Here is a 24,641-nt window from a genome sequence, read left to right as displayed (position 1 = left end):
GAAAATTAAAAATCGTGTAGCACATTTGAAATGTGCTACACGATTGAACGTTGATTAAGCGATTGGTCCGCCTTTAAGGACGATATCTTCTGAAACCGTACCAAATTTCTTGAAGTTTTCACGGAACAGGTCTGCCAATTCTTTCGCTTTTTGATCATAAGCCGTACCATCAGCCCATGCATTGCGTGGATTCAGCACTTCCGTTGGAACACCTTCGATAGATGTTGGCATTTGAAGTCCGAATACAGCATTCACTTCTGTTTCAACATCATTTAGTTGTCCTGCAAGTGCTGCACGTACCATAGCGCGCGTGTATTTTAGATCCATACGTTTACCGACGCCGTACTCGCCGCCAGTCCAGCCAGTATTGACAAGGAAGACTTGCGCGTTATGCTCATCGATTTTCTTGCCAAGCATTTCCGCGTATACTGTTGCATGGAGCGGTAAGAATGGTGAACCGAAGCAAGTTGAGAATGTAGCTTCCGGTGATGTGATGCCACGTTCAGTTCCAGCTAGTTTCGACGTGAAGCCGCTTAGGAAATGATACATTGCTTGCTCTTTCGTTAACTTGGAAATTGGAGGTAAGACGCCGAATGCATCTGCTGTCAAGAATACGATCGTTTTCGGATGTCCAGCAACAGATGGGTCAACGATGTTGTCGATCGCTTGGATCGGATACGCAGCGCGCGTATTTTCCGTCAATGTACCATCGTCGTAATCAGGAATGCGTGTTTCTGGATCGATGACGACGTTTTCCAAAACGGAACCGAATCGGATTGCACCGAAGATTTCAGGTTCTTTTTCTTGAGAGAGGTTGATGCATTTTGCATAGCAGCCACCTTCAATATTGAAAACACCATTATCAGACCAGCCATGCTCATCGTCCCCGATCAGTTTGCGGTTCGCATCTGCGGAAAGCGTCGTTTTCCCAGTTCCTGATAGACCGAAGAACAAAGCGACGTCACCATCTTCACCGACGTTTGCTGAGCAGTGCATCGGCATAATGTCTTTTTCAGGAAGCAAGTAGTTCATGATGGAGAAGATGGATTTCTTCATTTCACCTGCATACTCTGTTCCACCAATCAAGACGATCCGCTTTTCCATGGAAACGATGATGAATGTCTCGGAATCCGTTCCATCGATTGCAGGATCCGCTTTAAAGGACGGAGCTGAAACGATGGTGAATTGCGGGACATGCGTTTTCAATTCTTCTTCGTTCGGGCGGATGAATAACTGATGGACAAATAGATTATGCCATGCAAATTCATTGACGACCCGGATGGATAGACGTGAAGCGGGATCTGCACCTGCGAAACCATCGAAGACGAACAGTTCATCTCTCTCTTTTAAGTGGCGGATTACTTTCGTATATAAGGACTCGAAAATGTCGGCAGAGATGGGACGGTTCACTTTACCCCAATCAATTTTGTCTTTCGTGGTCTCTTCCTCGACGATATACTTATCTTTAGGAGAACGACCTGTATATTTACCGGTTTGAGCTGTGATTGCTCCATCCGCAGTTAGTTTTGCTTCACCGCGCGATGTCGCCTTTTCCACAAGCTGTGGTACTGAAAGCTGCATATGCACATTTTTACCAGACAGCAGTTCTTGAAGCTCATCGCCAATTCTCGCAGATATCATAATTTATTACCTTCCTTTACGTATAATCCCAATCTTCTTTGGGTAACATCACATTATGGAATTAGTATAACACATTTAACGGATTAGTCTATACTAATTCAAAGAACAATTACTTTGTACGCGAAAATTGAAAAAAGATTTGACATCAGTGACAATTTTCCGTAGGATGTATAGTTGAACGGATACTCTTATCCCGAGCTGGTGGAGGGGTCAGGCCCTATGAAGCCCGGCAACCTGCAATGACTTTTTTGTCAGCGCAAAGGTGCCAAACCTGTAGCAAGATATTTATCTGGATACAGATAAATATCCTGTATGATAAGAGTGAAAGGTGCATTTACAATCCTGCCTTTCCTCATGTGCTTTTTACGTGAGCGAAAGGCTTTTTATCTTCATTCAGCAGACTTCTACCTCCATAGAGGGTGAGATGGATGCTGTTTTGTTTACTATCTAGCGGGTATTCAAACGCCCGCTGAACGAAGATAAAGCCTCCGGCGGATGTCACAGATTTTGAAAGGAATTAATTGAGCTTTGCTCAATTCAAAATCTGGACGCAATTACGCCGAGGCGTAATTGATATAAAATCGCCCTTAATCCTCGTGTATAGAGCTCGAAATGGCTTGAAGTCCGTTCATCTTGGGGGCTTTACATGGGACATATGAGTACCGTATCAATCTCGTAGGATATAAGGAGGAACTGGAATGACAAACCGCCGACTGTTTACATCAGAATCGGTAACAGAAGGGCATCCGGACAAAATGTGTGACCAGATTTCGGACGCTATTTTGGATGCCATATTAGAAGAAGATCCCAATGCGCGTGTAGCGTGCGAAACGACAATTACAACTGGACTTGTCCTGATTGCAGGGGAAATCACGACGTCCACTTATGTCGATATCCCGAAAGTGGTTCGTGAAACTGTGAAAGGAATCGGCTATACACGTGCAAAATACGGATTTGATTGGGAAACATCTGCAGTGCTGACTGCAATCGATGAACAATCACCTGATATCGCTGCAGGGGTTGACGAGGCATTGGAGTCGCGTGAAGGCTCCATGACTGATGATGAGCTTGAAGCGATCGGAGCGGGTGACCAAGGGCTAATGTTCGGTTATGCTTGCAATGAAACACCTGAACTGATGCCATTACCGATCAGCTTATCCCATAAACTTTCTCGCCGCCTTGCACAAGTGCGGAAGGATGAAACAATTAACTACTTGCGTCCAGATGGAAAAACGCAAGTGACTGTGGAATATGATGAAAACAACGTGCCGGTACGGATCGATACAATTGTCATCTCTACACAACATCATCCGGAAATCACACTTGAACAAATTCAACGCGATATTAAGGAAGTTGTCATTAACCCGGTCGTACCGGCTGAGTTGATCGATGAAAACACGAAATACTTCATCAACCCGACAGGCCGCTTTGTCATCGGTGGACCTCAAGGGGATGCCGGTTTGACAGGTCGTAAGATCATTGTCGACACTTACGGTGGATATGCTCGCCATGGCGGCGGCGCATTCTCGGGGAAAGATCCAACAAAAGTGGACCGTTCCGCTTCATACGCGGCACGCTATGTTGCCAAAAACATCGTCGCTGCAGGACTTGCAGATCGTTGTGAAGTCCAACTTGCTTACGCGATCGGCGTTGCTCAACCGGTATCGATTTCAATTGATACTTTTGGGACAGGCATCGTAGCGGAAAGCAAGCTTGTGGAACTCGTTCGTGAACTGTTCGACCTTCGCCCAGCAGGCATCATCCAAATGCTCGACTTACGTCGTCCAATCTACAAAGCAACAGCAGCTTATGGACATTTCGGTCGCACGGATGTCGTTTTGCCATGGGAACAGACGGACAAAGCGGAAGCATTAAAAAAACTAGCTGGACAATAATATATGAAGCCGGAAGAGCAAATGTGCATCTTCCGGTTTTTTTTCTGTGAAAAAACCTAATAGGGGGGAGCCCCCCTCATTCATATCTCGTTCCTAGCGGGTGAAACAGATTTATGCATAAAAACGGAAGTCACCCCAATCAAAGGATGACTTCCTGTTTTACTTTCATCTAAAAAACAATTACCAACGCGCAGTTAACATTTTCCTTCTTGTATAAAATTCTATTCCATCCGTTCCGTTTGCATGTAAATCTCCGTAAAATGAATTTTTCCATCCAGAGAATGGGAAGAAGGCCATCGGGGCAGGTACCCCTAAATTCACCCCTAACATACCTACTTGGATATGTTCACGGAAGTAACGGACGTTGTGACCGCTTGCCGTAAACAAGCAAGCTCCATTGCCGAAATCGGATTTATTGGTCAACTCGATGGCCTCTTCAAGTGTTTCCACTCGAACGATTGAAAGGACAGGCGCAAAAATCTCTTCCTTCCAAATCCGCATATCTGTTGTGACATGATCAAAGATCGTAGGGCCTATAAAGTAGCCGTCAGCCGTCATGCATTCGTCTTGACGTCCATCCCGAAGGAGAACCGCACCTTCTTCTTGTCCGCTTGCGATATAATCAGCTGTTCGTGCCTTATGTTCTGGCCGAATAACGGGACCGAGGAAAACCCCTTCATCCAAACCATTTCCGATCGCAATTGAATCTGCGGCATCTTGAAGTTTTTCAATCAGTGGTTCCGCAACTTCACCGACCGCAATCACAACGGCACATGCCATACATCTCTCTCCTGCTGAGCCGTAAGCTGCACCAATAATTTCTTTGACGGAAGCATCCAAGTTTGCATCCGGCATGACGATGGAGTGATTTTTGGCACCGGCCAATGCTTGAACACGTTTCCCATACCCAGCCCCTGTTTTATAAACATATTCTGCAACAGGCTGTGATCCTACGAACGAAATAGCAGGTATATCTTCATGGGAGAGAATCCCGTTCACCACATCATGTGCACCATGGACAATGTTGAAAACCCCATCTGGAAGTCCGGCCTCTTTAAAAAGTTCTGCTAAACGGTTCGCAAGCAGGGGTGTTCTTTCCGATGGTTTTAAGATAAATGTATTTCCGCATGCTATTGCGAGAGGGAACATCCAGCAAGGTACCATCATCGGAAAGTTGAAAGGAGTGATTCCACCAATGACACCTACAGGATATCGATACATTCCGGATTCGATGTTTGTTGCAATATCGGGTAATTGTTTTCCCATCATAAGGGAAGGCGCGCCAGCAGCGAATTCTACACATTCAATTCCTCTTAGCACTTCGCCTTGAGCTTCCGTGAGGTTTTTCCCATTTTCGATGGTAATTAACTTTGCAAGTTCCTCACTCTGTTCAATGAGCAATTGTTGAAATTTGAATAGGATTCTAGCGCGTCTTGGAACGGGAGTTTGGCTCCAAGTGGAAAAAGCTTCCTTTGCTACTTTGGTAGCATCATTGACATCCTCGATTGTGGAGATGGGTACTTCAGCTAAAATCTCTCCGGTCGCAGGGTTTGGAACTGGAATATAATTGGTTGTTTTTGCTTCTACCCATTGGCCGGTAATGAAGTTTTTTAATCTATTTTCTGTCATCTATAGTTCCTCCTAGTTGTTCGTGGTTTTTAAGGACTGGTAATCTGAGTTGCAAACTGGTAATTATAAATAAGTTGGTACAGCTCTTCGATTTCTTTCTTAGACGGGACGCGAGGATTATTGGCAGGACTTCCACTACGAATTGCGTCCGTAGCCATTCTTTCAATATTTTTCAGATAGGTTTGTTGTTCAATTCCCAAGTCTTTCATATTCGGGATACCTAGTTCATAGCAAAGGCTTTTAATTTGTTTCACTGCAAGATCAGCCATTTCACTGTCGCTTAACGATTGGGATTTTGTAAATATCCTTCCAATTGTCGCAAGCCTTTCTACGCATGAGTCTTTACTAAATTCCAGAACAGCGGGTAATAGCATGGCATTCGACTCGCCGTGTGCAACATGGAAAAGGGCGCCGATCGGACGGGACATCCCATGCACCAAGCAAACGGATGCATTTGAAAATGCCATTCCTGCGTACATGGATGCGGTGGACATCGCTTCTCGGGCAGCGAGATGAGTAGGCTCTTCATAGACGGTCTTGATATTTGAAACAATTAGCTCAATGGCCGATAATGCTAGCGAATCCGTCATCGGTTGGGCCCGTTTCGATAAATAGGCTTCAATTGCATGACTAAGTGCATCGATCCCTGTGGCAGCCGTCACTTTTTTGGGTGAGGATAAGGTCAGCACCGGATCCACAATAGCGACGGAAGGCATGAATGAGGGCTGTTTAATCATCATTTTTTCTTCATTTTGTGTGTTTGTAATAACAGTGACATCTGTCACTTCAGATCCTGTTCCGGCTGTTGTTGGAATGGCGATATGAGGAACCGGCAATTGTTCCACCTGTTTATCGCCCCCCATATAGTCGCCGATGTAGCCGCTATTTGTAGCGAGAACAGCGACCGCCTTTACAGTATCAATACAACTGCCGCCCCCAAGTGAAATAATCAGATCACATTTGCTTTTTTGGAATAAAGATAAAGATTCCTTAACATATACATCCGTTGGCTCCGATATAACTCCCGTATAAATTTCTGCCTGAATCTGTTCATCTAGAAGATATTCGATACATTGATTGATATTCCCTAGACTTTCCATTATGGGATCGCTAACAATCAATGCTTTTTTTCCTCTTTGAGCAGCTTCGGTTGCAACACGGTGAAATGATCCGCTCCCATATAATACAACTTGCGGAGCTCTGAACACGTTTATGTTTACCAAACGACTCCCCCCTTTAGTTGATACACTACTACGTATATGCAAGAAGCTTGCCATAAAAAAGACCATCCAAAATGTAACGGATGGTCCTGTAGAGAAGAGGCTCATAAGCCATATTTTTTAAGTTTTTGATATAAAGTAGTTCGGTGGATGCCAAGCAGTTCTGCAGCTTTTGATTTATTGCCTTGTGCATTGTTTAAAGCTTGAATGATCAGTACTTTTTCAATGTTATCATTTTTAGTTTTAAATTGATCGATCAAGGAATTCTTGTTTACATGAGCTACTTGTTGCGCATAGGAAGGGCTGTTCCTGATCATAGCAGGTAAATCGTCCAGTTCAATATGGTCTTTGTCAGTCATTGTGACGAGATGTTCAACTGTATTGACGAGTTCACGGATGTTGCCTTTCCAATGGTAGGTCATTAAGGTCGCGACCACTGCTGAGGACAATGTTTTTTCAGGTAACTGATATTTTTTACAAATATCTTTTACGTAATAAGCTAATAAGATCGGGATATCCTCCACTCGTTCACGAAGTGGAGGAAGGTGTAACCGGATAATATTCAATCGGTAATACAGGTCTTCGCGGAATTGACCGTTTTCCACCATTTCCTCTATATTGCGATTTGTAGCGGAAATGATGCGAACGTTGACTTTATACTTATTTACACTACCGACACGCTCGGCTTCCCTTTCTTGCAGGACCCGTAATAATTTTGTTTGCATGATTAGGGAGAGCTCGCATATTTCATCGAGGAAAATGGTACCGCTTTGAGCAAGTTCAAACTTTCCCGGTTTCCCCCCTTTTTTTGCCCCGGTGAATGCCCCCTCTTCGTAGCCGAAAAGCTCTGATTCAAATAATTGTTCCGGGATGGCCCCACAGTTGACACTAATGAACGGACCATTGAAATAAGAGCTTTGTTGGTGAATATTTTTTGCAAATACTTCTTTACCCGTACCACTCTCACCGGTGATCAATACGGTGGCTATCGTTCTTGCGGCTTTCCTCGCAAGTCTTTTGATATCTTCTATATTTTCACTTGAACCGATAATTCGGTCAATCACCGTCGTATTGGCAGGCTGCTGTTTGGAAAGGGAAGGAGTGGAGGTGCCTTTCTCCTTTATTTTCTCGCTTTGCAATCGATCTAATATTTCATAGACTTCCGATACCCCTTCAAATATAAGCATGCCGATCGCGCCTACTACTACACCGTCTTTCCAAATGGGTATACGATGGACAACCATTGGCTGGCCTTGAATGATTTGCAATACCCCTCTATCAGGAGTTGCTGTTTTGACAGTCATATGCAGATTGGTATTTTCAATGACTTCTGTTACATGTCTTCCAATTGCATCTTTTCTTTTCACCCCGGTGAATCGACTATACGCTTCGTTAAATTCCAATAAAATTCCGTTCGAATCAACAACTGCTATTCCCTCGTAAGCCCTTTCCAAAATGGCACTTAAAATCTCCGCATTGCTTTTTTCTTGCTGTAGCTGAGACATGTAATGGCTGATTGCATTCAATACGTCACGCCTCGTTAAAATGCCAATCAGTTTATTGGAAGCATCTACGATTAAAAAATGTTGGTATGGAATGGCTAAGAGATCCAAGATGTTCGTATTTTCCTTTATTATATAGTGATTTTGTGCATGCATGGCAGGATCGATTTTCTGGTGATGCTCTCCATGTAATAAGGCATGCATTAATTCGTTTATCGTAATGGTTCCCACCGGATAGCCTTTATCATCTATAATCGGCAAGCAACTCAGTTCTAATTTTTCCACTAACCTTGCAGCTTCTTCATATGTTTTTCTAGTATCCACGGTATGGGGAGGGGAGGTCATCCAGTTTCCGGCACGGAGTAGATCCATTTTTGTATTGTCCATCGCTTGCGTTAACATAGTTGGTTTTATCATCCTTTCTATGTAATGAACGATCTTAAAGTTGTTAAATTCGGAATCACTTATTTGATTATTATAACATATCACTTTTTTATTCTTTCAATAGGGTAGGAGAGTATCCAATAAGCTACTGAATTGTAGAGAAAAAACTACACTGTAGGGCTACATTGTGTTGTTTTTATGCTACAGAAAGGCAACTATCTCCTTAAACTTCGTTTGAATAGAATTGGCACGGTATTTGCATTTATTTGAAGTACCCATGATGAATCAATCCAATTGATCCTGTAAGCGGTTACGTGGGGTAGATGATCTAAGAGGTTGGATAAGTGATATCAAAAAAGCGGGTACGGTTTCAGTAGACTTGAGTCAACACCAATACATTAAAGGGAGGAAATGTCATGTATGATTTTTTTATGCCGAATGTAAACTTTTTTGGTCGTGGTTGTGTAAGTGTAGTAGGAGAACGGTGTGAGATATTGGGAGGAACAAAAGCACTGATTGTAACGGATCGTTTTCTACGCAGCTTGGAAGACGGGGCAGTTTCAAGAGTGGTTTCTTCATTGGAAGAGGCCGGCATAGCGTATACGTTTTTTGACGGAGTGGAACCAAATCCGAAAGATTACAATATTTACGACGGCCTGAAAATTTTCCGGGATGAGCAGTGCGACTTGATCATCACAGTTGGTGGTGGCAGTGCCCATGACTGTGGGAAGGGAATCGGGATTGCGGCGAGCCATGATGGGGATCTTTACGAAGATTACGCGGGACTTGAGAAGCTGACCAACCCACTCCCACCAATCGTTTGTGTGAATACAACCGCAGGCACGGCAAGTGAAGTGACTCGACATTGTGTCATTACGCATGCGGAGAAAAAGATCAAATATGTGATTGTAAGTTGGAGAAACACACCACTTGTCTCCATCAATGATCCCGAATTAATGGTAGGGAAACCACCTGCATTGACTGCTGCAACCGGTATTGATGCACTTACACATGCTGTCGAATCATATGTATCGTTGGGAGCGAACCCTGTCACGGACGCAGCTGCCATTCAGGCGATTAAATTAATTTCACAAAATTTACGACAAGCCGTTGCGTATGGACAGAATTTGGAGGCGCGCGAAAATATGGCGCATGCTTCATTACTAGCTGGGATGGCCTTTAACAATGCCGGGTTAGGCTATGTGCATGCGATGGCACATCAGCTCGGCGGTTTATATGATATGCCACATGGTGTTGCGAATGCGATTTTGCTTCCACATGTAGAACGCTTCAATATCATCTCTAACCTTCAGAAATTCGCAGACATTGCGGTATTCATGGGAGAAAATATTGAGGGGCTTTCACTTAGAGAAGCAGCAGATAAAGCGATTGAGTCGATTAAAAAGCTTTGTCAAGATGTCAATATTCCGTCTAGTTTAAGTGAGTTGGGCGTAAAAGAAGAGGACTTTGAATACATGGCAAAACTTGCCCTTCAAGATGGTAATGCGTTTAGTAACCCGATTCAAGGAACAGAGGAGGATATTGTTAATATCTTTAAGGCGGCTTATTGAAATGAAACCTGGCAATTACAATTGCTTTAGCTTCGATTAGTTTGTTTGCATAGTCCTAAGTTCCTCTCTATATTCTAGTGTAGCTAATTGGCGTTGCACTAGAATATAAGTGGGCAACTTGATAAATTGAACATTTTAAAACTCTTGGGAAAATAGGTTGTCGAACAAGTAAGTCGGTAAAATAGCGCTTAAAAGATAAACAAAGAAAGTAAATTCTCCTACAAGATTTTTTGCCCCGCGCATTTGTCATCGTTTAGACTCCAGCGCCTAGGGACTTGGGTCATAATTCATAAGTCATTTTGGCTTTGAGGCAAAATCGCCTCGTCGCCAAACTACCTTATACCTGTCGTCCCTGATCAGGCGCTTACGCTTTTGTTTATTCCTGCAAACTTTTATAATACTGCCCTTTTTCCGCATATTCCCGTACAATTCGTTCCATATCGATTCGGTCCTCGTCGTTCAATTCACGTACGACTTTTGCGGGTGATCCCATCGCGAGCGAGTTCGGAGGGATTTTCTTGCCGGGTGGCACGAGGCTGCCGGCTCCGATGAATGCGCCTTCCCCGATTTCCGCGCCATCCAAAATGATCGAGCCCATACCGATCAGAGCCCCTTGTTTCACTGTACAACTATGTAAGGTCACTTGGTGGCCCACTGTCACTTCATCTTCCAAGACGAGAGGGCGATTTGGACTTTGGTGAAGGCAACATAAATCTTGGATGTTCACTTTCCGTCCGATGATTGTAGGTGCTACGTCCCCACGGATGACCGTATTGAACCAAATAGATGACTCGGGACCGATTGTGACATCACCTGTAATCGTTGTATAATCTGCGATAAATACGGATGGATCGATGTTCGGTGTATGTTCATGAAATGGATAAATCATTGTGACCGCTCCTATTCGTTTAGTAGTGTATAATTATCTTAACAAAGTTCAAGTTTTTATTGAACGATTATCGGGAAGTTAGCTAAACCGAGAATAAGGTCGTAGGGGGTAACTCAATGTGGAAATGGGAAGCGGCAGGGCAACCGAAAGCAGTGGTGGCCCTTGTCCATAGTGCGTATGAAGACCATAATCGATATGCATGGCTCATTCAGAAACTTCGAAGTGGGGGTTTCCATGTGGTGACGGGTGATTTACCGGGTCACGGGGCCGACGCTGATCGGAAAATACACAATGAGACATTTGATGAGTACGAAAAATATGTGAAGAAATTGATGACGGTAGGATTGGCGGATAATTTACCGCTATTTGTCATCGGCCATGGACTGGGAGCCACACTTGTCATGCATGCCTTGCAAAGAGGCAAGTTCGAGTGTGCAGGTTATATCTTCAGTTCACCATGGCTATCCCTTCATCAGCATCCGCCTAAATTTTCATCGGTTTTGACAAAATGGACTTCATCCACGAAATTGAATCATGAAATCGGCATTGAAATGCTAACACGGAATGTTGATCTGTATGTGGAAGCGGGTGAGAACCGGACGTATAATCCAATCGTTACTGCTACTTGGTATAAGGAATTGCAAACTTTCATGAAGTCGGTTGTCCATCATGAAGGGGCTATCGACGATGTACCGATACTGGTCCACACGGCAGGCGAAGACAAAATTGCAGATATCGCATCCGTGAAAAAATGGCTTCTGCACCAGAATCTTTCCGAATTTCAATATAAGGAGTGGAAATGGCTTTACCACGATGTTTATCAAGAGCCGGAACGTGAAGAAGTGTACTTGTATACAGAAGACTTCATGCATAACGTATTAAGATCGCTTGGTTATGTCGTGTGAATCGTAGGTTGAAAGTCTTGGTTCGCCGCTAGATCATATGGGAGCGCTGATATCCGGGCGACAAGGGCCGATAAACGATGGAGCTTCGCCGATAAAGTTGGATCGAGCGCTGATATTCATCCTATTATCGCTGATAACTTTCTAGAATAATGAATATCAAAGATTTCTACTGGAACAAGTGAACAATGGGAGGCTGTTTCTATTGACGACATTCGGATTTGTCAGACATGGCGTAACTGCCTGGAATAAAGAAAAAAGAGCGCAAGGGAGCTCGGATATCCCGCTCGATGAAGAAGGAATCGAGATGGCCGCGCGGGTAGCGAAGCGGCTTTCCAGTGAACAATGGGATATCATTTGCACAAGTCCGCAACTGCGTGCAAAGCAAACTGCGGAGATGATCGCGGAGCGACTGCCGAATTTGCCTTTCCACTCGGATTCACGTTTGCGAGAAGTGGGCGGAGGCTTGATCGAAGGGACAACGGAAGCGGAACGCATTGCGAAATGGGGAGAGTCGTGGAGGGAATTGGATTTAGGGACAGAACCGTTTGAGGAGGTCATTGCCCGCGGTGTAGATTTTCTTGAGGAGATGAAAGCGAAGTATCCTGGTAAAAGAATCCTCGTCGTCAGTCATGGCGGATTTATCTGGCGACTGTTAGGCGTGCTCATTCCTGAACGTGAATTTGAGAAGAATTTACAGAATACGTCCGTTACGGTAGTCGAAGTTCAAGAGGATGTAAACCTCTGCCATCTCTATAATTGTACGAAGCATTTATCTTCATTCAGCAGAAGACTCCCACCTCCATAGGTGGCGAGATGAATGCGTTTTGACTTCCTGTTCAGCGGGTGTTCAAGCGCCCGCTGAACGAATAATGGAGGGCAGTCTAAGTGCGCGACGTCCTGTCGCAACGACTGCATGACCTACATCCTGTAGGCCCGCGGATGTCACAGATTTTGAAAGGAGTCAATTGCGAATCGAACGGCGAAGGGTTCGATTTGCCTTAATTTCTGCGTTCTTTGCAGAAATTAAGGCACCAGCCATTAGAAGGCTCAATTCAAAATCTGGACGCAATCACGCAAGGGCGTGATTGATCCTCAAGTTTATAAATCTGTACTCTGAAAGCGCCAGTTTTGGCGTTTTTTTATTTTTGTATAAATCTTTAGTCTATTGAAAATATTCTACCTTTTACTGGTTTTATCGCTTATAATAGGTACTATGATTCTTTTTTCACCGTGAATAGATAGAACTAGGAATGAGGGGAATAAAATGAAGTCGATCAAAGGGAAGTTGATTGTTAGTGTATTTTTGTCGCTTGCGATTGTTCTTTCGGTGGTGTATTTCTTAGTCAGCCATCAAGCACAAAGGCAGATGGAACAAGTGCTGATCAATCAAAGCAAAGTGGCGGTCGAAGAAATGGGCAGGGCCATTGAAAATCATATGCTGCAATATGAACAAGCATTGTATTTGTTGACGGAACACCCGTCAGTTATTGCTTTCATGGAGACGCAATATGGTGAAGAGAACGAAAGTGATTTAGACGAAGGAATTGAACAGGCGTTCAACAATTATATGGGACAATTGACGGATGCAGATTTGATCTATTTTGGATTTGAAAATACGTTTACGAAATTTGTTCCGCATACGGAAATTCCGAATTTCAACCCGACAAGCCGTATATGGTATCAGTCAGCAATCGCTACGCCTAATCAAGTTGTTTGGTCCGACCCCTATATCGATGCAGTGACAGGTGGATCTGTTATCACTGCATCCAAAGCAATGACAAGAGGTCAAACGGTTGTCGGTGTCATCGGGGTTGACATCAGTTTAGGGAAGATTACGGAAAGTGTATCCACCAGCGATTTTGGATTTGACGGCTATCCGTTTTTATTTGACAGCAGGAAAAAATCGATGGTCCATCCCCTTCTACTCCCCGATGAAAAAGAGGTCGTTGATTTATCGTATTTAACGGATGCATTGAAAGAAGGAGAGGGAATCGGTTATTACTACGAAAATGGGGATTCTATGATTGGCGTGTTTACTGAAATTCCACATTATGGATGGACTGTTGGAGCAGCCTTTAAAGAAGCATCCATTGTCGGAGCTTTTGATCAAACAAAGCAGATCATGGTCCTTATTTTCCTTGTTGCAGTGGTACTGATGGTCGTTATTCTATGGTTCCTCATATCGGGAATCGTCAGTCCGATACCTAAAATCCGCGAGGCGATGAACAAAATGGCGGGTGGGGAATTGAATACGACGATAGAAGTAAAAGCACAAGACGAATTCGGTCAACTTGCCCAACACTTCAACGAGATGACGAAAAAAATTCGCAATGCGTTTGCGGTCGTCCACCGTTCTGTTGAAGAAGTCCGTTTTTCAGCAGAAGGATTAAGCGCTTCTGCGGAGGAAACGAATGCTGTCAGTGAACAAATAGCGGGTGCAATCGGCGATATCGCTTCAGGTGCCACCACATCAGCCACTAACTCCGATGACGCCATGAAAACGATTCATTATTTGGACAATCAACTTATTGATATCCAGGAGAAAACAGACATGATGGCCAAAATCGCGGAAGATGCGGAAGAAGCCAATCAAAACGGGATGAGCCAAGTCGAGCAGTTGCAACATTCATTTGATGATTGGAAATCCAATTTGCAGTCGATGGCTGATGTCGTCAGCGATTTGGAATCGAAGTTTGGTGTAATCGGTGTAGTGATGGAAACGATTACGCAAATTTCAGCCCAGACAAACTTGTTGGCGCTGAATGCAAGCATTGAAGCAGCACGTGCGGGGGAACAAGGGAAAGGATTTGCTGTTGTTGCAGATGAAGTTCGTAAATTGGCCGAACAATCCGCCCGTGCAACTGAGGAGGTCAAAGCGACAATCCAAGAATTGCAGAGCGGTTCCCACCAAGTGTCTGTTCAAATGAAAGAAACCGGAGAAACATTCCAAACACAAGGGAAAGTCGTTCAAGCAACGCAGGAAACGTTTAGCAATATTTCGGGCTTAATGCATTCGTTGAAGCAATCCATCAACGCAGTATATGTTGAGGTGAACCACATCGTCGAACATAAGGAATTTGCTTTAGAACCGATTAAAACATTGGCTGCGACCGCCGAAGAAACTGCGGCGTCAAGTGAGGAAATCAGCGCATCGACGAACGAACAGCTCAGTGCGATCCGGCAAGTGGCAGAAGCAGCCGACGCATTGTCCGGTCTTAGCGATGAATTATATACGACCATCAATCATTTTAAGCTATGAACCAAAACGTCTTCCTGAAATTGGAAGGCGTTTTTTCATACGGTAAGAAACTTTTTAGGGTGGGCAAAAGTCCAGTATAAAGAATACAATACAAAACAGTATCCTTTTTAGCTGAGTACCGAATATATGGTAATATAAAAGATATCTAGATTGAACGGGGGATTTTCGATGAATGATACAGGGAAGCGTGAACTCATATCTTGGATCCAATCAATTGCGATTGCCTTCATTATCGCTATTGTGATCCGCCAATTCCTCTTTACACCGGTTATCGTATCCGGTCAATCCATGGAACCGACTTTTGAAAATGAGAATAAGATCGTCATTTCCAAGATTCATAAAGTCGATCGTTTTGACATGATCGTTTTCCATGCACCTAACTCAGAAGACGATTTCATTAAACGGGTGATCGGACTGCCAGGTGATGTCGTTGTCATGAAGGATGACCGACTGTTCATTAACGGGGAAGAATATGAAGAGGATTATATCCAGGCGAACAAAGATAAGCTTGTCGAAGGGCAGAAATTGACGCAAGACTTTGAAGTGGAAGTGCCGGAAGGGTGTTACTTTGTTCTTGGAGATAACCGTCGGCATAGTACGGATAGCAGAATCATCGGTTGCATTGACGGAAAGTCTATCGTTGGTGCAGTGAAATTCAGATTCTATCCTTTTGCGGAAATCGGCATACCGAGATGAATGTCTATAAGGGAAATCCATTTTGACACCTCTACACAGCACTCGTGTGGAGGTTTTTTCCTATTATGATTAGGTTTGTTTCTTCAAATCGGTGTTCGTATGCTAAATTAGAAGGAACGGAAATAAAAGGAGCTCTCTACTGTTATCAAAAATGAGGAAAACTATGTAAAAAGACAGTGAAATATCTATTCACTTAGAAATCCATCTACGATTATCTGTTCGTTAAAACGGGTAAAGATCGTGAATGAAGTTGGAACTACTATTGGAAGCGAAAAAATTAAAGGGGATGCTTGTGTTGAAAAAGGCATATAAGACTGAAGTTCTCCTCACCGCTGCCCAAGAACAAAAAAGCCAATCAAACCATCGGCGTTTGTCGGTATGTTTACAATCTTTATTTGGAGACCGCACAAAAACACTACAAAGAAACGAAAAAGCATTTGTCTGGCTTTGATTTTTCAAAATGGCTGAACAATGTGCATACAAAACAAACCGACCAATGGATCAAAGATGTGTCCAGTAAGGCTGTGAAGCAAGCGATTATGAATGGGGATCGAGCTTTTAAAAACTTCTTTAAAGGGATCGCTAAATTTCCACGCTTCAAAAAGAAGAAAAATGAAGACGTGAAAGCTTATTTTCCGAAAAATAATGCAACAGACCTCACCGTCGAACGCCATCGAATCAAAATTCCAACGTTGAGCTGGGTCCGCTTGAAAGAATTTGGTTATATTCCAACGGATGCAACGGTCATCAATTGCACGCTGTCACAAAAAGCCGGTCGATATTTTATATCCGTTTTATGTGACGTTAAAAAAAGTGGAGAAGTGTATGAAAGTGAAACAGAAGGAATCGGCGTAGACCTTGGACTGAAAGAGTTCGCGGTTTGCAGCAATCAACTTATTTTTGTAAATGTGAACAAACAAGAACGAATCATCAAGCTGGAAAAGCGCTTGAAACGGCAACACCGAATACTAAGCAGAAGTACTGAACAAAATAAAAAACGACAGAGAGGTGAATTCTGCTCTAAAAACAGGCAAAAACAACTGTTGGTTGTTCAAAAATTGCACGCTAGACTCGCTAATATGCGTAAAGAATATATTCGATTTGTCGCAAATGTGCTGGTGAAAACCAAACCAGCGTACATCGCAATCGAAGATTTAAACGTCAGTGGCATGATAAAAAACCGCCATTTATCCCGCACGATTGCAAGTCAAAACTTCAAGCAATTCAGGGAGTTTCTTATCGCGAAATGTTTGAAAATCGGGATTGAGATCCGGCTTGTTGATCGCTGGTTCCCTTCTACTAAAAAATGTTCAAGCTGTGGTGAAAAAAATGCATTCTTATCTCTCATAGTTCGTATTTTCACTTGCGAAAATTGCGGATTGGAAATGGATCGGGATTTCAATGCCAGTTTAAATCTAAAATATACGAAGGTATATACGGTCGTGACAGAATGAAAACCGCGTATCAATAGGGTGGGCTACATCCGAATTTACGCCTGTGGAGTGCTGAACCAACCGTAGTAGCGGGCAAGCGGCGAGGTACGAAGAAGCAGGAACATGTCTAGCGTAGAAGAGCTTACACGTTTTTCTATGTTTTTAGTAGCAGTTACTGTGAATGTTTGATTTTTTTGAACGGAAAAAGCAAGAATTGAATATAGACTTGAACGAAGTCCAAAAGAAAGCGGTGCTGCAGACAGAGGGGCCGCTTCTTTTATTGGCATGTCCGGGTTCGGGGAAAACGACGACGATGATTATGCGAATCGGTTATTTGATAGAAGAGAAAAAGGTCGATCCGAAACGCATTAAAGCCATTACGTTCAGCCGGGCATCAGCGCGCGATATGGCGGAGCGGTTTGCACGGTTTTTCCCGCAAAGCGAGCCGGTTGATTTTTCGACGATCCACAGTTTGGCGTTCTCGATTGCGCGGGTGTTTTTAGAAAGAAGCGGAATGACATTTGAGCTGATCGAAGGGGGAGGAAAAGGGCGCCAGCCGGTAAATAAAGCCTTTTTATTGAAAAATCTTTATAAAGAAATGCTCCACGATGATTGCACGGAAGATCAATTAGCCTCCCTTTCGACTTTCATCAGTTCCATTAAAAACCGGATGATTCCGTTAGATGAGTGGGGGAAACTGGATGGGCCCGTCGAAAAAGCGGGGCGGATTGCCAAGAAATACGAAGAAATGAAAACACGGACGGCCGGACATTTACTATTGGATTTTGACGATATGTTGACGATTGCAGAACAAGCACTACGCGAGGATGAATCGTTGAATGAACGATTCTGCAACCGATATGATTATGTGTTAACAGATGAAAGCCAGGACACGTCTCTTGTCCAACATCGAATTGTTGAGCATCTTGTGGCTTATCATGGCAATCTATGTGTCGTTGCAGATGATGACCAGTCCATTTATACGTGGCGGGGGGCCGAGCCGGATTATTTGCTCGATTTCAAAAAAGTGTATCCGGATGCTCAAGTCTTAATGATGGAACGGAACTATCGATCGTCCAAAGAAATCGTCGAAACAGCTTCAGCATTCATCAAACGGAATACGAAACGCTATCCGAAAGAAATGCAGACGGAAAACGAAGCGAAAGGGCCTATTTTTATTAAACAATGGGATGATCCGAAACGGCAGTTGGAATATGTCACGTACGAATTGCTTAGTGAAAAGGAGTTAAGTGAGGTTGCCATTTTGTTTCGAAACAATTCCTCGTCTACGATGTATGTGAACGAGCTGCACCGCCGTGGCATCCCTTTCTATATGAAAGATGCGGATGATAAGTTTTTCTCCCATTGGATTGTGGAAGATATATTGAATTTCATGCGCCTCAGTTTCAATGCGGAACGCAAAGATGTATTTTCTAAAATCATTATGAAAATGAATCTCTTCATTTCTCGAAATATGCTAACTAAATTCCAACATACAGAAACGACAGGAAATGTATTTGATGCATTCATTCAGACGGTTGATTTAAAAGAGAGCCAAGTAAAAAAACTGAAAGCATATAAGGAAGGATACGCAATCATCCCGGAGTTGCGACCGGATCGAGTCATCAAGGTGATCCGCCATGATTTAGGCTATGAGGCTGCCTTGAAAAGCAGAGCGGAAAAATTCGGCTTTCGCTTTGAAAGTTTGCTGAGCATTCTTGATACGCTCGAAGGAATTGCGGCACAACTACGGACGATGGTGGAGTTTGCCAATCGTTTGAAGGAACTTGAGCAAGCCGTCCAAAATGCGAAGTTCAATCCGCCGGACAATGCGGTGACCTTATCGACATTCCATAGTGCCAAAGGGCTTGAATTCCGTCGTGTCTTCATGATTGATTTGCTGAAAGGGATCATCCCATCGGAAGAAGATGAAGGCGATCGGGTGTTGATGGAAGAAGCGCGAAGGCTGTTTTATGTAGGCATGACGCGGGCGAAAGAAAGACTTGAACTGCTTTCTTACGGGCAAGATGAAGGAAAAGCAAAAGAGGATTCACGTTTTTTGAATGAAGTGAGGGGACTGCTTCTGAAACCTGGAATGCAGGACAAAAGTGATAAGCCAGTGAAAATCACGAAAGCCAAACTCGCAATCAATCCGAACGGTATTCAAGACGGTGGAGAGTTGAAAGCTGGGACGGCCGTCAAGCATCGTGTGTTTGGAAAGGGCGAAATCATCAAGCGAGAAGGTGATGAGATCCATATCCAATTCGGGGCCTCCGTCAAGCGTCTCGACCTGGATACCGTCCTTTCGCTTCGATTGCTTGAAAAGGTAGGGGGATGAAAGGGCTTATGGGTAATCCAAATACACGGCACAGTTACGGAAGAATGGCAGTATGAAAAAGTTGCTATGGATCGGATTGGCAGGTGTAGTAGGTGCGTGCGCAAGGACATTCATTGCACAGCTCGTCCACGTTGAAAGTGGCTTCCCATTTGCTACATTTGGTGTGAATATGATCGGGACGTTTTTATTATGTTTCATCACGGCAGGGGCTTGTCGCAGATTGAATGTCTCCAAAGATTTGAAAGACGTTGTCACGACAGGTTTTCTCGGAGCCTTCACAACATTTTCGGCTTTCGGAATGGAAACGGTTTTGCTCGTTGAAGCTGGTCGCTTATGGTGGGCGATTTTGTATGTGGGGTGCAGTATTCTCGGGGGGCTCGCCATTGGGATGCTCGGTTTTCATCTAGGAGGAAAGCAGGTGAAGGAATGACGTTTTTGGATATGGGAATGGTCGGCATCGGCGGATTCTTCGGTGCAATGATCCGCTATCTCTTTGCGAAGCGATGGAACCGGATCGGCAAACTTCCAGCAGGAACATTGCTTGCAAATCTGATCGGTGCACTCCTGATCGGTATCGTTTTTGGCCTTGACTTACCGATGATATGGACATTCCTGCTGGCATCTGGTTTTGCAGGCGCGCTAACGACGTTTTCCACGTTGACGAAAGAGCTCATTGAAAATTGGCAGAATGGGAAAAAGAAGCAGGCAGTAGACTATTTCTTGTACACTTATGTAGGCGGAATGCTACTTGTTATAATCGGTTATATGATGGGAGGACACTTCCAGTGGTGAAGTGTTTCGGAACTGCATATGAAAACATAGGAAGTCGGCGAATCATTTTTCGTGGGCTTCTTTTTTATTTGCAAATTGGGCTCTGGCGTTTGTCCATTGAAGCACTGTGCGATTTGAAAAGACTTGTCTTGCTTCTGCCAGTCAGAAGTCCTTTTTTAGAAAAAATCCGTTTGAGTGGCCGCTGGTGGGGAAGAGTGTGATAGAACTCTAAAATTCTGAATGGAGGAAACAATATTGAATAACAACCATTCTTTTGATGAAACAAGCAAAGATAAGCAATTGGAAACGTTCCGTTCATATGAAAAAGGAAAAAAACTGACGACCAATCAAGGGTTAAAAGTAGCCGAGGACGAACATTCTCTGAAAGCGGGTTTGCGTGGCCCGACATTGATGGAGGATTTTCATTTCCGTGAAAAGATCACCCATTTTGACCATGAACGGATTCCTGAAAGAGTCGTCCATGCAAGAGGCTATGCGGCTCACGGTGAATTTGAACTGTATAAATCGATGAAAGACTATACAAAAGCGGCATTTCTCCAAGAGCCGGGTTCGAAAGTTCCTGTCTTCACACGTTTTTCCACAGTAGCCGGCAGTAGGGGATCTGCGGAAACCGTACGAGATGTACGAGGATTTGCGGTGAAGTTTTATACGGAAGAGGGGAACTTTGACTTGGTCGGCAATAATATACCGATCTTCTTTATCCAAGATGCCATTAAATTCCCCGATCTAATCCATGCCGTAAAGCCTGAGCCGCATAATGAAATGCCGCAAGCGGCCTCCGCACACGATACCTTTTGGGATTTCGTCGCCAATAACCAAGAAACCGCCCATATGATCATGTGGCATATGTCTGACCGGACAATCCCGCGAAGCTTTAGGATGATGGAGGGCTTTGGTGTCCATACGTTCCGTTTTGTGAACGCCGAAGGGAAAGCGCATTTCGTAAAATTTCACTGGAAACCGAAACTAGGCGTCCACTCTTTAGTATGGGATGAAGCACAGAAAATCAGTGGGAAAGACCCTGACTTCCATCGGAGGGATTTATGGGAATCCATTGAACGAGGTCAATTTCCTGAATTTGAGCTAGGCGTTCAGATCATTGAGGAAAAAGATGAATTCATGTTCGATTTCGATATTTTAGATGCGACGAAAATATGGCCGGAAGAAGTGGTGCCTGTTCAACTGATTGGAAAAATGACGTTGAACCGCAATGTTGATAATGTGTTTGCGGAAACGGAACAGGTCGCCTTTCACCCAGGGCATGTCGTTCCAGGCATCGATTTTTCGAATGACCCGTTGTTACAAGGGAGATTGTTCTCCTATACGGATACACAGCTGATCCGTCTGGGTGGCCCGAACTTCCACGAATTGCCGATCAATCGTCCGGTCTGTCCGTTCCATAACAACCAGCGAGATGGCTATGGCCGGCAGACGATCAATGTCGGGCAAGTCAGTTACCATAAAAATTCGCTTGCGGACAATTCACCTTCCACATCTACAGAGAAAGAAGGCGGCTACGTCCATTATGAAGAAAAAGTAGATGGACGTAAAATCCAGGCACGCAGTGATTCGTTCAAAGACCATTTCTCACAGGCGCGATTGTTCTACAATAGTATGACATTGGCTGAAAAGAAGCATATTGTCGATGCGTTCAGTTTTGAAGTTGGTAAAGTGAAAGATAAAAATGTCAGGCAGCAAGTAGTCGATATGTTTGTCAATGTCGACAAAGGATTGGCAACGGCTGTGGCGCAAGCGATCGGTGTGGATCATCCGGATGGGGAAGAGTCGGCAGTGGCGGAAACCTCGCCGGCACTCAGTCAGGAAACGACTGCCAAACTGCCGGATACACGAAAAGTGGCCGTCCTACTCGGTGAACAATTCGATGGCAACGAACTGGAATCGATTGTGACTGCTTGTCTAGATGCGGGGATGGTCGTCGATATCGTCAGTGATAAATTCGGCATCATTCATGCTGAAAATGGCTTAGCTATCGAAGTGGATGAAACATTTTTGACCGTCCATTCCGTGTTGTATGACGCTGTCTTGGTCGTCGGAGGAGAAGTGGACAATCCAACCAAGTTCAAAAAGGATATTATTAATTTCGTGAACGAAGCGTTCCAGCATTATAAACCGATTGGTGTTGCATCAACTGGCGTTTCCTTTTTCGACGCTTCCGACGCCGAAGTAGGGTCGGGGATTGTAATGGCAGATGAGTCAAACAACTTTAACAATGACTTCATCGCCGCGGTGGCTGCTCATAGGCATTGGGATCGTAACATTTATGGGTAAAATTAAACGGACAATAGCCGTCACAAAGGTGGCGGCTGTTTTCATTTCTCCATGAAACTGTTACTATAGGAAAGTATCAAATACATAGAAGTAGAGGATGTAACGATAGTGAGTACTAGAAAATCAGATGCAAGTTCATGGATGAAAAAGCCGGCAAGCCTAATAAGTGTGGCTGCTGTCTTGCTCGTTTTATTTTTGTATAATACCTTTTTCCCGGAACAGGATCCTGAACCTAGCCGGGCAGGGTTGATCCCTGTTGAATTGGTCAAGGTCATAGACGGGGATACGATCAAGATCAATTATGAAGGCAAGGAGCAGAATGTCCGCTATTTGTTGATCGATACGCCTGAAACGAACCACCCTCGACTCGGAAAACAGCCATTCGGGGAGGAAGCGAAAGAACGTAACCGTGAGTTGATCAACAGTGGTAAATTGGAAATTGAATTTGATATCGGTGAACGAATCGATAAATACGGTAGATTGCTCGCCTATATTTACGTAGATGGGGAAAGTGTGCAAGAAACGCTTCTGGAAGAAGGACTTGCCCGGGTCGCCTATGTCTATCCACCTAATACACGTCATCTCGATGCGTATGAAAAAGCGCAGGACAAGGCGAAAAAAGCTGGCGTCGGTATTTGGTCCATTGAAGATTATGCAACTGACCGCGGCTTTGACAGTGAAACACATTCAGTAGAAAAGTCAGAGACAAAACCGGCAACCGGAGCGACGGAATACTTCAAGAACTGTACGGAATTGCGCAAGAAATACCCAAATGGCGTTAAGAAAGGGCATCCTGCCTATTCGGAAAAGATGGATGGGGATAAAGACGGTTTTGCGTGTGAGCGATGATGCTGTTTTAGAATAGTAATTTAGGTATCACATTAACCGTTTACGACGATACTGAACAATCATCCAATTGAGCGCTTTCTGTTGAGAGCGCTCAATTGGATTTACCATAAAAATTGAAAGCACGGATATGACTTTCACATTATAAAACTTCCGTTGTTCTTGATATTTAAAATTTAGTGAATGATTCAGGATTAAGACTGCATTGCTAAATGACGTTTAAAATGATCTTCTAAAACAATACAAACCATCGCTTCAACAACAGGTACAATTCTTGGACATATACATGGATCATGTCGTCCTTCTGTTATTATTTCTTTTTCATTTTCATTAATATCTATTGTCTTCTGGGCCACAGATATTGATGAAGTCGGCTTAACGGCGATTCTAAAAACGATTTCTTGACCGGTACTTATACCTCCAATTAAACCTCCAGAATTATTACTTAAAAACCCATTTTCATCCATTTCGTCATTATGTTGGCTTCCTAACATACTTGTTGCTGCAAAACCGGCACCAAACTCAATTCCTTTAACTGCACCAATAGATAACATTGCTTTCGCAATATCAGCATCCAATTTATCAAATACCGGTTCTCCTAAACCTGGGATTACCCCTCTCACTCTGCATTCTACAATTCCCCCACAACTATCTCCAACGCTTGCAAGCATCTCTATTTTTTCTTTCATTTCTACAGCTGCTTCAGGATCACAAGTTCTAACTGGATTTTCTTCTATGAAACTCTCAACAAAATTAGAACTTTTGATACCGCCCACTTCTGTGGTGTATGCTAATACGCTAACACCTCTTCTCTCAAGCATTTTACGGGCCAACGCACCCGCAGCTACTCTCCCCGCTGTCTCTCTACCAGATGCCCGTCCACTCCCTCTATAATCCCTTAATCCATACTTTTTAAAATAGGAGAAATCAGCATGTCCGGGTCTGAATAAATTTTTTATATCATCATAGGCTTGGGGTCTCATATCGTGATTATATAAAATCATAAAAACCGGGGTTCCAGTTGTTTTCCCTTCAAAAATACCAGAGAGCATCGTTACGTTATCATATTCTTTTCTAGATGTAGTGATTGAAGATTGCCCTGGTTTTCTTCTATCCATTTGCTTCTGTATATACTCATGATCTATTTCTATACCTGGTGTTACACCATCAACTATAACTCCAACTGCCTCGCCATGAGACTCTCCGAACGTTGTTACTCTAAACATATCCCCAAAAGAATTACCGGCCATTTTATGTCCTCCTCATAGTTATTCTTTGCCCTCTAGTATTATTTTCTATACAAGAAGCTATGTAGATTGATTTGATTGATATCTCACGATTTATTATACTGA

At 43.7% G+C, this 24,641-nt stretch carries 17 protein-coding genes, 1 pseudogene and 1 riboswitch; of the genes and pseudogenes, 12 read left to right on the top strand and 6 right to left on the bottom strand.

What is annotated here, in order from left to right; all coding sequences use genetic code 11:
- Window positions 1–54 precede the first annotated feature (54 nt).
- Window positions 55–1,641, bottom strand: a complete 1,587-nt coding sequence (gene pckA / locus ACFPRA_RS13435) for a phosphoenolpyruvate carboxykinase (ATP) (RefSeq protein WP_381435492.1) — start codon at window positions 1,639–1,641, stop codon at window positions 55–57.
- Window positions 1,642–1,826: 185 nt separating this feature from the next.
- Window positions 1,827–1,963, top strand: a riboswitch (SAM riboswitch).
- A gap of 376 nt (window positions 1,964–2,339) precedes the next feature.
- Here pckA and metK point away from each other — a divergent pair.
- Window positions 2,340–3,536, top strand: a complete 1,197-nt coding sequence (metK, locus tag ACFPRA_RS13430; RefSeq protein ID WP_381435489.1) for a methionine adenosyltransferase — start codon at window positions 2,340–2,342, stop codon at window positions 3,534–3,536.
- 180 nt (window positions 3,537–3,716) lie between these two features.
- Here the strand turns inward: metK and ACFPRA_RS13425 are convergent, their stop codons facing one another.
- The 3 genes from ACFPRA_RS13425 to ACFPRA_RS13415 all read right to left on the bottom strand — a co-directional run bounded on the left by ACFPRA_RS13425 (window position 3,717) and on the right by ACFPRA_RS13415 (window position 8,304).
- A complete protein-coding gene (locus ACFPRA_RS13425; protein WP_381435486.1) occupies window positions 3,717–5,165 on the bottom strand; it encodes a CoA-acylating methylmalonate-semialdehyde dehydrogenase in 1,449 nt (482 codons plus the stop codon).
- Between the two features lie 29 nt (window positions 5,166–5,194).
- Window positions 5,195–6,388, bottom strand: a complete 1,194-nt coding sequence (locus tag ACFPRA_RS13420) for an iron-containing alcohol dehydrogenase (RefSeq protein ID WP_381435482.1) — start codon at window positions 6,386–6,388, stop codon at window positions 5,195–5,197.
- A gap of 101 nt (window positions 6,389–6,489) precedes the next feature.
- On the bottom strand, window positions 6,490–8,304 hold the full coding sequence (locus tag ACFPRA_RS13415) for a sigma 54-interacting transcriptional regulator (protein WP_381435480.1): 1,815 nt from the start codon (window positions 8,302–8,304) through the stop codon (window positions 6,490–6,492).
- 383 nt (window positions 8,305–8,687) lie between these two features.
- Between ACFPRA_RS13415 and ACFPRA_RS13410 the strand changes: the two genes are divergently transcribed.
- Window positions 8,688–9,842: an iron-containing alcohol dehydrogenase gene (locus tag ACFPRA_RS13410; protein WP_381435477.1), complete on the top strand. Its 1,155-nt coding sequence runs from the start codon at window positions 8,688–8,690 to the stop codon at window positions 9,840–9,842.
- A 376-nt stretch (window positions 9,843–10,218) separates the two neighbouring features.
- On the opposite strand, the gene ACFPRA_RS13405 is transcribed toward ACFPRA_RS13410, so the two are convergent.
- On the bottom strand, window positions 10,219–10,731 hold the full coding sequence (locus ACFPRA_RS13405) for a gamma carbonic anhydrase (protein ID WP_381435474.1): 513 nt from the start codon (window positions 10,729–10,731) through the stop codon (window positions 10,219–10,221).
- A 116-nt stretch (window positions 10,732–10,847) separates the two neighbouring features.
- Here ACFPRA_RS13405 and ACFPRA_RS13400 point away from each other — a divergent pair, with 116 nt between their 5' ends.
- The 10 genes and pseudogenes from ACFPRA_RS13400 (at window position 10,848) to ACFPRA_RS13355 (ending at window position 23,292) form a co-directional block, all read left to right on the top strand.
- Complete coding sequence (locus ACFPRA_RS13400; RefSeq protein WP_381435471.1) at window positions 10,848–11,636, top strand: alpha/beta hydrolase; 789 nt, start codon at window positions 10,848–10,850, stop codon at window positions 11,634–11,636.
- Between the two features lie 202 nt (window positions 11,637–11,838).
- Window positions 11,839–12,441 carry a histidine phosphatase family protein gene (locus ACFPRA_RS13395; protein ID WP_381435469.1) on the top strand — a complete coding sequence of 201 codons (603 nt, stop codon included), beginning with the start codon at window positions 11,839–11,841 and terminating at the stop codon, window positions 12,439–12,441.
- Between the two features lie 459 nt (window positions 12,442–12,900).
- Window positions 12,901–14,895, top strand: a complete 1,995-nt coding sequence (locus ACFPRA_RS13390) for a methyl-accepting chemotaxis protein (protein WP_381435467.1) — start codon at window positions 12,901–12,903, stop codon at window positions 14,893–14,895.
- Between the two features lie 168 nt (window positions 14,896–15,063).
- Window positions 15,064–15,591, top strand: coding sequence for a signal peptidase I (gene lepB, locus ACFPRA_RS13385; RefSeq protein WP_381435465.1), 528 nt, complete (start codon window positions 15,064–15,066; stop codon window positions 15,589–15,591).
- Between the two features lie 295 nt (window positions 15,592–15,886).
- A pseudogene (locus tag ACFPRA_RS13380) lies at window positions 15,887–17,045 on the top strand (RNA-guided endonuclease InsQ/TnpB family protein).
- A gap of 160 nt (window positions 17,046–17,205) precedes the next feature.
- Entirely contained in the window at window positions 17,206–19,362 is a 2,157-nt protein-coding gene (locus ACFPRA_RS13375; protein WP_381435462.1) for an ATP-dependent helicase, read from the top strand.
- A 52-nt stretch (window positions 19,363–19,414) separates the two neighbouring features.
- Window positions 19,415–19,792 carry a fluoride efflux transporter CrcB gene (gene crcB, locus ACFPRA_RS13370; RefSeq protein ID WP_381435460.1) on the top strand — a complete coding sequence of 126 codons (378 nt, stop codon included), beginning with the start codon at window positions 19,415–19,417 and terminating at the stop codon, window positions 19,790–19,792.
- Window positions 19,789–20,154: a fluoride efflux transporter FluC gene (locus tag ACFPRA_RS13365; RefSeq protein ID WP_381435457.1), complete on the top strand. Its 366-nt coding sequence runs from the start codon at window positions 19,789–19,791 to the stop codon at window positions 20,152–20,154. Before crcB ends, ACFPRA_RS13365 begins: the two co-directional genes overlap by 4 nt.
- Before the next feature lie 234 nt (window positions 20,155–20,388).
- Window positions 20,389–22,443: a catalase gene (locus ACFPRA_RS13360; RefSeq protein ID WP_381435455.1), complete on the top strand. Its 2,055-nt coding sequence runs from the start codon at window positions 20,389–20,391 to the stop codon at window positions 22,441–22,443.
- A 108-nt stretch (window positions 22,444–22,551) separates the two neighbouring features.
- Window positions 22,552–23,292, top strand: coding sequence for a thermonuclease family protein (locus ACFPRA_RS13355; protein ID WP_381435452.1), 741 nt, complete (start codon window positions 22,552–22,554; stop codon window positions 23,290–23,292).
- Window positions 23,293–23,483: 191 nt separating this feature from the next.
- On the opposite strand, the gene aroC is transcribed toward ACFPRA_RS13355, so the two are convergent.
- Window positions 23,484–24,539 carry a chorismate synthase gene (aroC, locus tag ACFPRA_RS13350; RefSeq protein ID WP_381435450.1) on the bottom strand — a complete coding sequence of 352 codons (1,056 nt, stop codon included), beginning with the start codon at window positions 24,537–24,539 and terminating at the stop codon, window positions 23,484–23,486.
- Window positions 24,540–24,641 lie beyond the last annotated feature (102 nt).

This window comes from Sporosarcina soli, assembly GCF_042655805.1.
Lineage (GTDB): Bacteria > Bacillota > Bacilli > Bacillales_A > Planococcaceae > Sporosarcina > Sporosarcina soli.
This window is presented reverse-complemented; position numbering and strand designations above follow the sequence as displayed.

Coding starts and splice junctions, on each gene's coding strand:
- lepB (WP_381435465.1), top strand. CDS start 15,064: ATGAATGATACAGGGAAGCGTGAACTCATATCTTGGATCCAATCAATT.
- ACFPRA_RS13410 (WP_381435477.1), top strand. CDS start 8,688: ATGTATGATTTTTTTATGCCGAATGTAAACTTTTTTGGTCGTGGTTGT.
- pckA (WP_381435492.1), bottom strand. CDS start 1,641: ATGATATCTGCGAGAATTGGCGATGAGCTTCAAGAACTGCTGTCTGGT.
- ACFPRA_RS13415 (WP_381435480.1), bottom strand. CDS start 8,304: ATGATAAAACCAACTATGTTAACGCAAGCGATGGACAATACAAAAATG.
- ACFPRA_RS13390 (WP_381435467.1), top strand. CDS start 12,901: ATGAAGTCGATCAAAGGGAAGTTGATTGTTAGTGTATTTTTGTCGCTT.
- ACFPRA_RS13375 (WP_381435462.1), top strand. CDS start 17,206: ATGTTTGATTTTTTTGAACGGAAAAAGCAAGAATTGAATATAGACTTG.
- metK (WP_381435489.1), top strand. CDS start 2,340: ATGACAAACCGCCGACTGTTTACATCAGAATCGGTAACAGAAGGGCAT.
- ACFPRA_RS13405 (WP_381435474.1), bottom strand. CDS start 10,731: ATGATTTATCCATTTCATGAACATACACCGAACATCGATCCATCCGTA.
- ACFPRA_RS13400 (WP_381435471.1), top strand. CDS start 10,848: ATGTGGAAATGGGAAGCGGCAGGGCAACCGAAAGCAGTGGTGGCCCTT.
- aroC (WP_381435450.1), bottom strand. CDS start 24,539: ATGGCCGGTAATTCTTTTGGGGATATGTTTAGAGTAACAACGTTCGGA.
- ACFPRA_RS13425 (WP_381435486.1), bottom strand. CDS start 5,165: ATGACAGAAAATAGATTAAAAAACTTCATTACCGGCCAATGGGTAGAA.
- crcB (WP_381435460.1), top strand. CDS start 19,415: ATGAAAAAGTTGCTATGGATCGGATTGGCAGGTGTAGTAGGTGCGTGC.
- ACFPRA_RS13365 (WP_381435457.1), top strand. CDS start 19,789: ATGACGTTTTTGGATATGGGAATGGTCGGCATCGGCGGATTCTTCGGT.